We start from the raw sequence: 12,420 nt of genomic DNA, 5'->3' as shown, positions 1-12,420 counted from the left end.
TGACTCATAGCAAAAGTCCTCTTAAGAGGACTAATAAACATCTCCCATAATTCTTGTGGAACAGGCATCTTGCCTGTTCAAAAAAGCCTTTTTTGGAGATATTTAATCAGTTCTTCAGTCCTCTTCAGAGGACTTGAGCTTTGAGGCAGGGGTTTCAACCCTTGCCGGACTATCGGACTATCGGACTGCCGGACTATCGGACTGCCGGACTTTGCCTCATAACGACAGAATCTAACTGACGGCTGAAGCCTGAGCTGCCAAAGCATCCCGAACTCGCTGATTGCTAATTTCACCGTCGCGGGCAACACAAGCACCAGCAATGATATCGTCTTCAAAATTCAAATTGAGTTCCTTATCTTTCACCATCAACTGAAGTAAAGAGGAGATATTCTTCGAGTAAGTTTCGCTAGCGTGGACAGGCATAGACGAGGGCACATTAATCGGGCCGATGACATTAACGCCGTTCCATTCAACATCTTTCCCCGCTTCCGTGCATTCGCAATTGCCGCCTTGTTCGCCCGCGAGGTCAACAATTACAGATCCGGGCTTCATTTGAGAAACCATTTCTCTAGTAACTAAAATAGGTGCTTTTCTGCCGGGAACTTGAGCGGTTGTAATCACTGCATCGGAAGCGCTGACGTGTTGGGTGAGCACTTGGCGGGTGTATTCTTTAGCCGCTTCTGATAGCTCTTTAGCATAACCTCCGGCGGCGACGGTTTCTTCCTTGAGTTCGACATCAAGGAATTTAGCGCCCAAACTTTGCACTTGTTCTTTTGTTTCCGGGCGGATGTCGAAGGCTTCGACTACCGCACCCAAACGACGCGCCGTGGCGATCGCCTGTAAGCCAGCAACGCCCACACCCATTACCAATACTTTCGCGGGGCGAATTGTACCCGCCGCCGTTGTCAGCATCGGAAAATATTTCGGCAAAGCGGCGGCTGCGATCAATACCGCTTTGTAACCGGCAACGTTGCCCTGAGATGACAGTGCATCCATGCTTTGAGCGCGGCTGGTGCGCGGGATCATTTCCATGCTGAAGGCCGTTACTTGGCGATCGGCTAAACGCTGCACTAAAGCTGGATCTCCCAGAGGATTCAAAAATCCGATGAAAACGCCTCCTTCCCGGAGTTGATGAACTTCTGATTCTTGCAGGGCCCCGATTTTGACTACGACATCGGCTTCGCCCCACAGCCTAGCGGTATCGGCGACAACCTGAGCTCCCGCTTCTTCGTAAGCAAGATCCGAGAAAAAGGATTGTGCGCCGGCACCGGCTTCAACCCAAACTTCGACGCCCTGTTTGACTAATCGGGCTACAGCGTCGGGTACTAAAGCCACCCGGCGTTCCCCTGCTGCTATTTCTTTTGCGATCGCTAATTTCATGAACTCTCCTTATTTAAGCCTTCCCAGGGCGGTTGAAGCCGCGCCTACACAGACAAAACCTGCCTCCGCAGGTTTCTTGAAGTGCGATTTTTAATCGCCCGATGCCTTGCTTTACATTGAAGCAGCCCTTGCCCTAAACTTCTCTCGTTGATACTAAAGCCGATCGCCCAAATTCGACCCGTATCTTTAACTTATCTTATACATTCAAATTCGCTAAATGGTTAAGTTGGCCACCGATTATGATATAATTTTATGTCGCCTAATTCTGTAGTTAGAATGTCAGTTATCAGTATTACGCAAAAATTACGCAAAAAATAATTGACGATCGAGCAATTTGTTCGGAGGTTCCCAGATTCAGCGTTTCGGAGACTTAGGATGGAGGCACAGAAAAGCGTCGGGTTCTAACCAGCCCCCAGATTCATTCTCAAAGCAGACGGGAGTAAATCTAAAATCTAAAATCTAAAATCTAAAATCGGCTCGCCCTCATCAAATTGCTGAGAGATTCGATATATTGTAGGCACGATCGCAAATTTCGGGCGAGCAATATTAAATGTTCACCAAGAGTTTAATTAGAGGAGTTGTTATGCGACGATTATTTTCAGCACTAGCGGTTACAGGTTGCTTGGTGGCTGGATTACCCGCCATCAGTTTAGCCCAGTCAATGCCAGGATTCACGATTTTCGGCGGCCCCGATCGCGCCAACCAATTAAACTATCGCTTGGATTACGGTACAGCCGGGATGAGTGGCGATAGATATCGGCTGCGAATTCCTTCCAAAAAAGTAAGTTTGGCGATCGCCCAACTCAACATATCCTATCCCGACTACTACAAAGGCGAATTTGACCAAAAAGACATTAAAGTGCGCGTCAAAGACAAAACAATAGAATTGCAAGAAGTAATCTGGGACAAAGAAAATCGATTCATAGAAATTTATCCCAAAGAACCAATTGCCGCCGGCAACAATGTTGAGGTTGTACTCTCCAACGTCAGAAACCCATCTCCCGGCGGAATGTACCATTTCAACGTCCGCATCCGCACCCCTGGCGACGTTCCCTTGCTGCGTTACCTCGGCACTTGGCTGTTGAGCATTAGTTGAGGGAAGGAATTTCTCGTTAGTCAAGCGATCGCGACAGAAAAATTTAAATGTGGCGATCGTTTTGCTACGGGCAAAAATTTAACTCTACTCAAATCTTGGTTTTCCTCACATCTTGCACCATTCTCGCTTAACAGGCTTTTCGGCCTGTTCCACAAAGAGTGAATTTTCTTGTGGAACAGGCCGGAAAGCCTGTTCATAAAAAGCTTATTGAGAATGGTCAACATCTCAGTTTTCGGCAGTTGTGAAAATAGAACCTCCGGCTCATATCGCAATTCTCAATGATTCTTGACATACTCCCCCGGCTCTTATCACGGGGGATTCTAAGCTCAGACAGCGATTGCAGGCATAGCCTGTCTAACATCGCCTAACTTAACGGTTGATGCCCCAACCGCACAAATATTCTTAGCTGCATTCTCGTCTCTGTCGTTCACGTTCTGACAGGACGGACATCGCCATTCTCTCGTATTCACATCCAACTTTTTTAGGACGTGTCCACAATGATTGCAAGTCTTCGAGGATGGATACCACTGATCAATGAAGATCACCTGCTTATTTTTTTTCTTGGCAACCCATTCGAGAACTTGGAGAAATTCGCCGAATGCAATGTCTGAGATTTTACGTCCCCAAAGTCGTTGCATTCCTTTTAGATTCAACGTCTCAAAGCACAGCACGTCGAACTTATCAGTTAGTTCGTGAGCCAATTTCCAGAACCAATCAGAGCGACGATTCACTACGGCTTCATGTTTGCGAACTAGATTAAGTCTTGCTCTTTCTCGGTTCGCTGAGCCTTTCCGTTTTTGGGAATGCTGACGATTTGCTTTCTTAATAGCGTTAAGGGACTGTTTCAGGAATTGCGGTGATTCGATTTTTGTTCCATCTGAGCAGGTGAGAAACGTTTTCAAGCCGAAATCAAAGCCAGCGATTCTACTCGTCTCGACTTTGGTTTCAGGTTCTTCAACGCTGTCAACGACCACAACCATAAATAGCTCTCCTAATGTCGTGCGTTTAATGGTTAACGTCTTGACCGTCCCCTCTATCTCTCTGGAATTCCAATACTGATAAACGCGATTCCCAATCTTAATTCGATTGCCGCCTAAGAATTTGTAGCCAGCTTGCTTGAGAGTGAACGATTTGTATCTGCGAACTTTCTTGAATCCGGGCGGTCTAACTCCTTTCTTGTGATGCTTAAAAAACAGTTGGTAGGCTTTCTCAATTCGTTGGCAGATATCCTGCACAGCTTGAGAGCCGACCGTTTGCCAGAACGCTTTACGCTTTCTCTGTTTGGCAATATGCGATTGAAGTTTTGCACAATTCAAATGCTTTCCCCACATTCGGTAGTACCGTTTATGGAGTGCAATGCAATGGTTGTAGATCACCCCGGCAGCATTGATACTTCGCTTGAGGTGTCTATTCCGCTTGCTTTGATATAGCTTAAACTTCAATGTTTTCATGCTATTATTGTAGATCATCTAGCTATACTTTGCCATGAAAAAGAGCGTATTTCTTAGGCTGACTGATGAAGAGTTTGAGAAGCTAGAATCTTACTGCGAATCACGCGGTAGATCGAAATCAGATGCTCTAAGGGAGCTCATTAGAAGCCTTAAGCTCAAAAAAAGCCGTCAAGCGAAGGACGAGGCTTTAAACCCAATTTTTCGGTCATAATGAGTCTAGGGGCCGTCCCCCGATGATTGCCCTTAGCTAATTAGGGGTAGGCTCAGGGACGCTACCCCAAAAAAATGTTTACCAATCAAATAGGATTGCTAAGGCCGTACTTGCAGCATGAATCTACTAGCAAAAATCAAAACAATAGAACTTCCTCCAGCGCTGCGATCGAGAAATTATCGCCTGTTTTTTGCAGGACAAGGCCTCTCACTGATTGGCAGTTGGATGACGCAAGTCGCTACTGTTTGGCTTGTCTACAATTTGAGCGATTCACCTTGGATGCTGGGCGTGGTGGGATTTACAAGTCAAATCCCCACATTAATTTTACTGCCTTTTGCAGGAGTTTTAATCGATCGCTGGAACCGCCACCGAGTCATAATTGCCACTCAAATATTAGCGATGGTTCAATCCTTAGCGCTAGCATTTTTAGCGCTAACAGGAGTCGTTAACATTTGGCAGATCCTGGTACTGAGTTTCTTTCAAGGCGCAATTAATGCGTTTGACGCGCCGGCACGGCAAGCTTTTGTGCCGGAACTTGTAGAAAAGAAAGAAGATTTAGCAAATGCGATCGCCCTCAACGCTTCCATGTTCAACGGGGCCAGATTAATCGGCCCAGCAATTGCAGGTTTGCTGATAGCTACAGTCGGCCCAAGTTATTGCTTTCTCATTGACGGACTCAGCTACATCGCTGTAATTGCAGGCTTATTAGCGATGCAGATCAAAGCCCGTAATATTGCAGCAACTAATACCAAACCCTTACAAAGATTAAAAGAAGGATTCGTTTATGCCTTCGGATTTCCCCCGATTCGAGCAATTTTACTGCTATTAGCATTAGTCAGTTTTGCGGGAATGTCCCACACAGTTTTAGTCCCGATTTTTGCTACCAAAATCCTGCACGGCGGCCCAGAAGCCCTAGGCTTTTTGATGGCTGCTTCGGGAGTCGGAGCCTTTGGGGGGGCGATTTATTTGATTTCGCGCAAAAGTGTAGTTGGCATCGGCAAATGGATTGCGATTTCACCAGCAATTATGGGATTCGGGCTGATAGGTTTGGGTTTGTCTCGCGTCTTATGGCTGTCATTAATCATGATGTTGTTTGTGGGGTTTGGTTTCATTTTGCAATTTGCAGGAGGAAACACATTTTTGCAAACAATTGTGGAAGATGACAAACGCGGAAGAGTGATGAGCATATACACGATGGCATTTTTTGGAGTGACACCGTTTGGGAATTTAGTTGGCGGCGGATTGGCAAATTATATCGGCGCTCCCAATACAGTCATCATTGGAGGTATAATTTGTGTTTTAGGCTCGATAGTTTTTACCAAACAGTTGCCAGCTTTAAAAAACTTCGTCCGGCCACTTTATCAAAAAATGGGTTTAATTCCGCAGTAACAATTTAGCGTAAAAGCACAAATGCCAACATTAAACAACATTCCCAAAGCTAATATCTGACTGTATCTCTAGCAATCCTCAACAATTGGTAAACTTCTCTCTTTATCTCTTCTCTTCTCTTTCTCTGCGCCCTCTGCGCCCTCTGCGGTTAAAACATCCAAATTAATTACGCAACCAGAGGTTAAACCAAGCGAATTTAGAAGAAGGTTCTGGGATTTCCACCGCGTATCTAGTCGCAGAAAATGTTTTTTAGTTTGTTCACCATTCTTGTTGAGCTTCTGCTTCTGCTTGGATTAAATTTTGCCGCAGTTGCACCCAATTTATTTGATGAGAGGGCAAGTCTTCGATGAGCTTTCCGCGCTGTAAATGCAGAATTCGCGTGCTAAATTGCTCGGCTAATTCTAATTGATGGTTTACCATTACAATTGTGGTTTGGCCGTTTGTTAGCTGTATCAATACTTGCAAAAGGTGGGCGGCTTTTCCTGCGTCTAGGGCAGATGTTGGCTCGTCTAAAAGCAAGATTTTTGGTTGTAGGATGATGCCGCGGGCGATCGCCACGAGCTGTTTTTGGCCTGTGGAAAGCTGGAATTCGCTGCGATTGAGCCATTCTTGGGGTATGTGCAGTTGTTCGATCGCCCCGCTAATTCTCTCAGCAATGTTTGATGAAGTCACGCCCCGCAGCTTCAAAGGATAAGCCAATGCTTCTCGCACCGACATTCCCAAAAGCTTGGATTCTTGCAGGATGAGGGTGATTTGTTTGCGGAGTTCGATCGCAGGTATTTGGCGATATTCTGTATTTTCCAGATAAATCGAGCCGCTGGTGGGACTGCTGAGCCGATTTAGCAACCGCAACAGCGTTGTTTTCCCCGCACCTGAAGGGCCAACAATTGCCACGCGAGATCCCTTCTGTACCTGAAATGATATATTTTCCAACAAATGACTTGAGGCGATCGGTGTTTTTAAACTAACATTATCAATTCGCAGTTGAGGATTTGTTTCTGTATTATTTTCCGAATAATTAGGCATTTAATTAATTAAAAATATGGCTTTCGTGGAACGGGCATCTTGCCCGTTCTTGAGGCAGGCAAGATGCCCACTCCCCAATCCAACTCACTCTTTGTGGAACGGGCATCTTGCCCCTTCTTAAGGCAGGCAAGATGCCCGCCCCACAATCCAACTCAAACTCAAACTTTTACAGCTTTTTCTAAAGGAAAACCCAGTTTTTCGCGCTGTTCCAAATAAAGCTGAGCAACTCGCCGGGCCAAATTGCGAATTTTGGTGATGTAGCGGGTTCTTTCCGTTACCGAAATCACACCTCTAGCATCGAGTAAATTGAAAGTGTGAGAACATTTTAGCACATAATCAAGACTAGGCAAAACCAATCCTTTTTTGGTCAATTGTTCTGCTTCTTGCTCGTACAGTCCAAATAGAGTAAACAGCAATTCGGGATTGGAAGCTTCAAAGTTATAAGTACACTGTTCTATTTCTCCTTGCAGGTGAACGTCGCCGTAAGTGATGCCATCTTTCCACTGAATTTTCGTCATGGCATCGACTTCTTGGAGATACATTGCGAGGCGTTCTAGTCCGTAGGTAATTTCAATGGAGACGGGGCGACAGTCAATGCTACCGCACTGTTGAAAGTAGGTAAATTGGGTGATTTCCATGCCATCGAGCCAGACTTCCCAGCCGACCCCCCAAGCTCCGAGGGTGGGCGATTCCCAGTTGTCTTCTACGAAACGAATGTCGTGGTCTTCTGGGCGAATTCCTAATGCTCTGAGGGAGTCTAAATAGATGTCTTGGATATTGGGAGGAGAGGGTTTAATTAAAACTTGATATTGATAGTAATGTTGGAAGCGGTTGGGATTTTCGCCGTAGCGTCCGTCGGTGGGGCGGCGACAGGGTTCTATGTAGGCGACTGACCAAGGTTCGGGGCCAATTGCTCTGAGAAAGGTGTGGGGATTCATGGTTCCTGCACCTTTTTCTGTGTCGTAGGATTGGGCGATCAGGCAACCGCGATCGCTCCAGAATTTGTTTAAGGTGGCAATGACTGATTGAAAGTTCACTGGTTTAAATATGGTTAGCGAGTGTCTAAGATTATTTAAGCATACTCAAGGCACGGTTTATTGAAATAAACCCTGCCGAAATTAGATAAGACAGGATTTATAGCGAATTGCCCTACTCTGCTTTTTCCAGTTTGCGTTTTTCGATTTCCGTGATCGGTAATAGTAGAGCGTCTTCAATTTGTTGCCTAATTGCGAAGCTGCAATTACTTGAATGCAAGCAATTCCACAACAATACATTGGCATTATAATACTTGTCAAACAGACTTTGCTGAGAATTAGTAAATCTTTTATGTTGTCCAATGTTACGATACTTAATCATGATAGAGCGCATTATACTTCTACATCTTTTCCACTCTGTAGGTGAGGTAACTAGAGCAAGTAAAATATCATCTATAAGAGACTGTAGAACGAGTTTTAACTGAGGAGGGGTTTCAAGCTCAACTATAGCTTGTTGCATATACCTGATAGCCCAAGTTAATAGAACATCGGCATCAAAAAGAAGAGCAAAAGCAATATCAATTGCAATGTCATTTGACAGACTAAAGACAAATTCGCTAGGAGCGGTATTGTGGCGTTTGTAACTATCAGCTACATCTTGCCTAAAATTAGGATCGATTTTATAGGCAAGAATATCCCTAATAGCAGGATGAAGAAAATATTGAATACAATTAAAATGAATCTCTGCAAAATAAATATAAAATGACCGTATGGCTGCTGGTTTATATCGGGCATCTCGGAGAGAATCAGTTTTATTTTGTGCCCAAAGCAAGAATTTTTGAAGCTGCTTATTATGTTTAATTAAATCATTAATACGATCTTGGAGCAATGTCAATAACTTTTCTGAATCAGAAGCTGATAACATACTTACGATTAGTGGGAATACCTCCTTCCAATGTCCTTGATACATATAACAAATGAGTTGCTGCAAATCTTGATGCTGAATGAACCATTTTGCTACAAGAAATTCTTGAAATGTCAAGTGCGAAAATGACCATATTTGTTGCGATCGCTCAATCAACAATCCATGCTGCGCTTCCATCGCCCTCAACACCGATCGACTATCCCGCTGCCCAATTCCCAAAAACTCCGCAATATATCTCTCAATTTCCGCCTGCTCAAACAACACATATTGCTCTTGCTCAAACTTCTTCACTGCTAGAAAGCTCAATAACTCCAGCTTCCGCTCTAGCAACAAATCACGATAAATTTCATCCCGATCGATCGCCCGATCCTTATCCCATTGCTCCAGCAATAACTTCAACCCTTCTTCATAAAGCTTAGAACGCTTCGAGTGAAACTTCCCCGTCGGGTGAAACACTGCACAAGTCAAACTCAGCAAAATCGGCGTAATTGCCAAGTCCCGAATCGGCTTATTTGCCTCTAAAAATAGTTGTTCTAAAAACTCCTTCGCTTTTGCCAGTCCCCCCGACTCATCCCGCATCACCGCCTTATACCAATGTTCTGAAAACGATCGCACCTGCGACTCATTAAAATCAGCTACTTCCACATAATCAAATCGCTCAAACTGTGATTCCTGACTCTGCGTTCGACAGGTCACAATTACCTGCACCTGCGGATAAGTGCGAGCAAACCGCTTGATTTCCTTGGCGATGCTCTTCCCATCTTCTCCCGTCACTTCATCCAACCCATCCAGCAGCACCAGCGCCCGACCTCGATCTAACGCCAATTGAGTTTCGGCATCCGATAACCGCCAGCACCCTTCTAGATAACGCTCTAGCGAGTAGGCAACCTCACCCCCATCCTCGACAAAATCTCGCAGTTTAATCAAAACCGGAATGCGGTGCGCTTGTAAATTACCTGCGTTGCACTCCATCACCACTCGCTGCAAATACGTGGTCTTTCCCGAACCCGGTTTGCCCACTACCATCAGGTTCGCATTCTTTGCCAGCACCTTTAAACCTGATACCCGTTTTAGCTTTTTGCCCAAACCAATGCGATCGAAACTGCGGTAGCTGCGATTTTGGCTAAAGTCCTGCCACAAGTCATCCAATTCCGATCTACGACTACTACTGAGTTCCTCCAGAATATTGACATCCACAAACAAGTCACTCAACGGCACGCAACGATCGACACCCCAAAGCGGCATTCTGCCGTGCAAGGGTTGGATGTCATCGTGGAGGCGCGATCGTACCTGCTGAACCAACGCATCAACAGGATCTTTGACGCTCTCGGCAGGCAGATTTGACAGTGAATTCGGTGGTTTACCTTTCTCCTGAACCTGTTCAGCGTCGGGTTCCCATTTCAGTTTGAGCTTTTTGCAGATGCAAAGAAACTGCTTGCGCTGAACAGCTTCACCTTTGAAAAATTTGTGGATGGTAGTACGCGACATCTTTAATTCAGCAGCCAAATCGGATTTGCTACCAAATTTTGCTAATGCGCTGTCCGCGTTTTTCAGTTGAGTTGGCGATAACCTCAGAGATCGCCCGGTACGTTCTGTCATGTAGTGGTTTCAGGTTTCTCCAATTATAGCGACGCGATCGTAACTTGGACAAACTTGTACATAACCTGAGCGGTAGGCGATCGTATCTAAAACCAGCCTCCTATCTTGCATTTGGCAGATTGTTGAGAGTTTCAACAAAGATGACCAACATGAAGAGTTCAAATAAGAAAAAATGGCTCAAAGTAATCGAGTTTACTGTAGTGGGTGTTGCCACCTGGCTCAATCCCCAAGCAGGATTTCTGCTCTTTCTGCTTCGGCTGTGCTTTCAAATCTTGGCTGCGTTGCAGAAAGATGAGGAGAGTGAAATAGATAAAAGCTAGAAGTCCCCGATCGCCTTTGCGAAAAAATTCAACAGGGCGATCGGTTCCCCAAAGTCCTATAGCGAGATCGCAATTTCAGCAGATTGATTTCCCTTATTACGAGGGCGAAGATGTAAAGTAATTTCCGTATCGAGTCGCTTGAGGAAAAGCAGTAGTTTTCCCTCGCTGAACCGTTGAAACTCTCCCTCCATTAAATGAGAGACTTCTGGTTGTGGAATGCCCAGTAACTCGCTCATTTCACGCTGTTCCAAGTTGCGCTGTTTCAACAGACGAAGTACCTGAATTCCGATTTTACCCCGCGCCAAAAGTTCGTCAGCATCTGCCAATCCAAGGTCAGCAAATACATTACCGCTGCTTTCTTCAAAAATGGTTTCTTCTGTCATAATTGTTCCTCCCTCGCTAGTGCGTCTTGATAGCGTTTTTTAATTAAGTCAACATCAGCCTGTGGGGTTTTAATCCCTTGCTTTGATTTCTTCTGAAAAGCGTGCAACACATAGATTTTGTCACCAATCTTGAGAGCATAAACCGCCCTGTAAGTATCCGTATCGTAACGTTTGACGATTTCATACACACCGCTTTCCACCCCTTTAAAGGGCTTGGCTGACAAAGGTGTTTCCCCAGCTTGCACCAGTTGTAGCGCATAACCTACCGCTTTTTGTACCTCTTCAGGAAACTCGCGGATATTTTTGCGAGAGTCTCCCATCCAAACAAGAGGTCGTAAAGGCACTTCTATAGTATCTTTGTTATCGACCATTTTATACCAAATTTCCTGTAAAAATCAAGTTTGACAATAGCATAAAATGTTGCCCTGCCTAAAAATCGATTTCTCCCATAATGGGTTCTTGTGTCATAGTTCTCTCTCGGCATGGTATAGTACCCATCTTCGATTCGCATCGACAACTCATGAAAACAGACACCATTTTCTACAGCCTGTTTCAGGAATTTCCCCGCTTCTTCTTTGAACTGATAGATCGTTCCCCAGACGAAGCCACCGCCTATGAATTCACCTCCCGCGAAATCAAACAACTCGCATTCCGCATCGATGGCTTATTTCTCCCCAAAACCGAAGAACCTGAAAAACCATTTTACTTGGCTGAAGTTCAGTTTCAACCCGATGCCGACTTGTACTACCGCATCTTTGGCGAACTCTTTCTCTATCTGCGACAATACAAACCCCTCAATCCTTGGCGCGTGGTTGTCATCTATCCCAATCGCCGCATCGAACACGAACAGATGCTGCAATTTCAGGAACTCTTAACGAGTCAGCGCGTCCAACGGATTTACCTCGATGAATTGCCAGAAGCCGCAGATCGATCGCTGGGAGTCAAAGTTGTTAAACTGGTAATCGAGCCAGCAGAGACAGCAGCAGAACAAGCACGCCAGTCGATCGCAATGGCCCGACAACAGATATCCGATCCCACCGTTCAACGCGATTTAATTAACCTCATCGAAACAATTATCGTCTACAAACTCCCCCAGAAAAGCCGCGAGGAAATTGCCGCCATGTTGAATTTAAGCGAACTCAGACAAACTCGATTTTACCAGGAAGTCAAGCAAGAAGGTTTAGAAGAAGGACTCGAACAAGGTGAGCGGCAGGCGAAGTTAGAAGCCATTCGTCGCACGATAGGGTTGGGGATAAATTTAGAGACGATCGCGCAATTATTAGATTTGTCTCTCGAATTTGTTCGCCAAACAATTAACAAAATCCAACGGGAATCGATGTCACTCCCCGAACAAAATATCGACTCGTTTATCGAACTATTAACTCAGCAGCGATCGCTCTTCGGGGTCGAACAATTAACCGAACTAGCGCAGCTAATTGAACCCTTATCCGATGATATCGATGTCCTTTCAGAAGCGATTTCATCCTGGGCTGAAAATTACCCTTCAATTCAGGAAGCTCAAGCCCAACTGCTCGAACCACTACCGATCGCTAAGGCATCAGAAAAAGCAGCAGTCACCCGAGAAAGTAGCGAATCTCAACTCGGCGATCGCCTCAACAAACAAGCTCTCAAAAATGCCATTTTATTGTAGCGCGATCGGCCATAT

General features: G+C 45.2%; 12 protein-coding genes. 5 read left to right on the top strand and 7 right to left on the bottom strand.

Features of this window, described 5'->3' with window-relative positions; genetic code table 11:
• Window positions 1–231: 231 nt before the first annotated feature.
• Window positions 232–1,380 carry a Re/Si-specific NAD(P)(+) transhydrogenase subunit alpha gene (locus tag QT990_RS15660; RefSeq protein WP_333101701.1) on the bottom strand — a complete coding sequence of 383 codons (1,149 nt, stop codon included), beginning with the start codon at window positions 1,378–1,380 and terminating at the stop codon, window positions 232–234.
• Between the two features lie 583 nt (window positions 1,381–1,963).
• Between QT990_RS15660 and QT990_RS15655 the strand changes: the two genes are divergently transcribed.
• On the top strand, window positions 1,964–2,476 hold the full coding sequence (locus tag QT990_RS15655; RefSeq protein WP_333138593.1) for a DUF2808 domain-containing protein: 513 nt from the start codon (window positions 1,964–1,966) through the stop codon (window positions 2,474–2,476).
• A gap of 326 nt (window positions 2,477–2,802) precedes the next feature.
• On the opposite strand, the gene QT990_RS15650 is transcribed toward QT990_RS15655, so the two are convergent.
• Window positions 2,803–3,927: an RNA-guided endonuclease TnpB family protein gene (locus QT990_RS15650; RefSeq protein WP_333465444.1), complete on the bottom strand. Its 1,125-nt coding sequence runs from the start codon at window positions 3,925–3,927 to the stop codon at window positions 2,803–2,805.
• 34 nt (window positions 3,928–3,961) lie between these two features.
• Between QT990_RS15650 and QT990_RS15645 the strand changes: the two genes are divergently transcribed.
• Window positions 3,962–4,138: a ribbon-helix-helix protein, CopG family gene (locus QT990_RS15645; RefSeq protein WP_333138599.1), complete on the top strand. Its 177-nt coding sequence runs from the start codon at window positions 3,962–3,964 to the stop codon at window positions 4,136–4,138.
• Window positions 4,139–4,255: 117 nt separating this feature from the next.
• A complete protein-coding gene (locus tag QT990_RS15640) occupies window positions 4,256–5,527 on the top strand; it encodes an MFS transporter (RefSeq protein WP_333138601.1) in 1,272 nt (423 codons plus the stop codon).
• Between the two features lie 258 nt (window positions 5,528–5,785).
• Here QT990_RS15640 and QT990_RS15635 read toward each other — a convergent pair whose 3' ends face one another.
• The 3 genes from QT990_RS15635 to QT990_RS15625 all read right to left on the bottom strand — a co-directional run bounded on the left by QT990_RS15635 (window position 5,786) and on the right by QT990_RS15625 (window position 10,051).
• Window positions 5,786–6,553: an ATP-binding cassette domain-containing protein gene (locus QT990_RS15635; protein WP_333138603.1), complete on the bottom strand. Its 768-nt coding sequence runs from the start codon at window positions 6,551–6,553 to the stop codon at window positions 5,786–5,788.
• A gap of 158 nt (window positions 6,554–6,711) precedes the next feature.
• Window positions 6,712–7,590 carry a glycine--tRNA ligase subunit alpha gene (gene glyQ, locus QT990_RS15630; RefSeq protein ID WP_242720870.1) on the bottom strand — a complete coding sequence of 293 codons (879 nt, stop codon included), beginning with the start codon at window positions 7,588–7,590 and terminating at the stop codon, window positions 6,712–6,714.
• A 112-nt stretch (window positions 7,591–7,702) separates the two neighbouring features.
• On the bottom strand, window positions 7,703–10,051 hold the full coding sequence (locus QT990_RS15625; protein WP_333138604.1) for an NACHT domain-containing protein: 2,349 nt from the start codon (window positions 10,049–10,051) through the stop codon (window positions 7,703–7,705).
• Between the two features lie 149 nt (window positions 10,052–10,200).
• Between QT990_RS15625 and QT990_RS15620 the strand changes: the two genes are divergently transcribed.
• The gene (locus tag QT990_RS15620; protein ID WP_333197377.1) at window positions 10,201–10,371 is read left to right on the top strand and encodes a hypothetical protein; all 171 of its coding nucleotides are present in this window, start codon (window positions 10,201–10,203) and stop codon (window positions 10,369–10,371) included.
• Window positions 10,372–10,427: 56 nt separating this feature from the next.
• On the opposite strand, the gene QT990_RS15615 is transcribed toward QT990_RS15620, so the two are convergent.
• The gene (locus QT990_RS15615) at window positions 10,428–10,754 is read right to left on the bottom strand and encodes an XRE family transcriptional regulator (protein WP_333138608.1); all 327 of its coding nucleotides are present in this window, start codon (window positions 10,752–10,754) and stop codon (window positions 10,428–10,430) included.
• Window positions 10,751–11,125, bottom strand: a complete 375-nt coding sequence (locus tag QT990_RS15610; protein WP_333138609.1) for a type II toxin-antitoxin system RelE/ParE family toxin — start codon at window positions 11,123–11,125, stop codon at window positions 10,751–10,753. Before QT990_RS15610 ends, QT990_RS15615 begins: the two co-directional genes overlap by 4 nt.
• 149 nt (window positions 11,126–11,274) lie before the next feature.
• On the opposite strand from QT990_RS15610, the gene QT990_RS15605 reads away from it, so the two are divergent.
• Window positions 11,275–12,405 carry an Rpn family recombination-promoting nuclease/putative transposase gene (locus QT990_RS15605; protein ID WP_333138611.1) on the top strand — a complete coding sequence of 377 codons (1,131 nt, stop codon included), beginning with the start codon at window positions 11,275–11,277 and terminating at the stop codon, window positions 12,403–12,405.
• Window positions 12,406–12,420 lie beyond the last annotated feature (15 nt).

Origin of the sequence: Microcoleus sp. T3_B1 (assembly GCF_036700445.1) — a bacterium.
GTDB lineage: Bacteria > Cyanobacteriota > Cyanobacteriia > Cyanobacteriales > Microcoleaceae > Microcoleus.
The sequence above is the reverse complement of the archived record's forward strand: the minus strand, read 5'-3'. Positions and strand labels throughout refer to the sequence as shown.

Coding starts and splice junctions, on each gene's coding strand:
- QT990_RS15625 (WP_333138604.1), bottom strand. CDS start 10,051: ATGACAGAACGTACCGGGCGATCTCTGAGGTTATCGCCAACTCAACTG.
- QT990_RS15620 (WP_333197377.1), top strand. CDS start 10,201: ATGAAGAGTTCAAATAAGAAAAAATGGCTCAAAGTAATCGAGTTTACT.
- QT990_RS15635 (WP_333138603.1), bottom strand. CDS start 6,553: ATGCCTAATTATTCGGAAAATAATACAGAAACAAATCCTCAACTGCGA.
- QT990_RS15610 (WP_333138609.1), bottom strand. CDS start 11,125: ATGGTCGATAACAAAGATACTATAGAAGTGCCTTTACGACCTCTTGTT.
- QT990_RS15605 (WP_333138611.1), top strand. CDS start 11,275: ATGAAAACAGACACCATTTTCTACAGCCTGTTTCAGGAATTTCCCCGC.
- QT990_RS15645 (WP_333138599.1), top strand. CDS start 3,962: ATGAAAAAGAGCGTATTTCTTAGGCTGACTGATGAAGAGTTTGAGAAG.
- QT990_RS15650 (WP_333465444.1), bottom strand. CDS start 3,927: ATGAAAACATTGAAGTTTAAGCTATATCAAAGCAAGCGGAATAGACAC.
- QT990_RS15615 (WP_333138608.1), bottom strand. CDS start 10,754: ATGACAGAAGAAACCATTTTTGAAGAAAGCAGCGGTAATGTATTTGCT.
- QT990_RS15655 (WP_333138593.1), top strand. CDS start 1,964: ATGCGACGATTATTTTCAGCACTAGCGGTTACAGGTTGCTTGGTGGCT.
- QT990_RS15640 (WP_333138601.1), top strand. CDS start 4,256: ATGAATCTACTAGCAAAAATCAAAACAATAGAACTTCCTCCAGCGCTG.
- QT990_RS15660 (WP_333101701.1), bottom strand. CDS start 1,380: ATGAAATTAGCGATCGCAAAAGAAATAGCAGCAGGGGAACGCCGGGTG.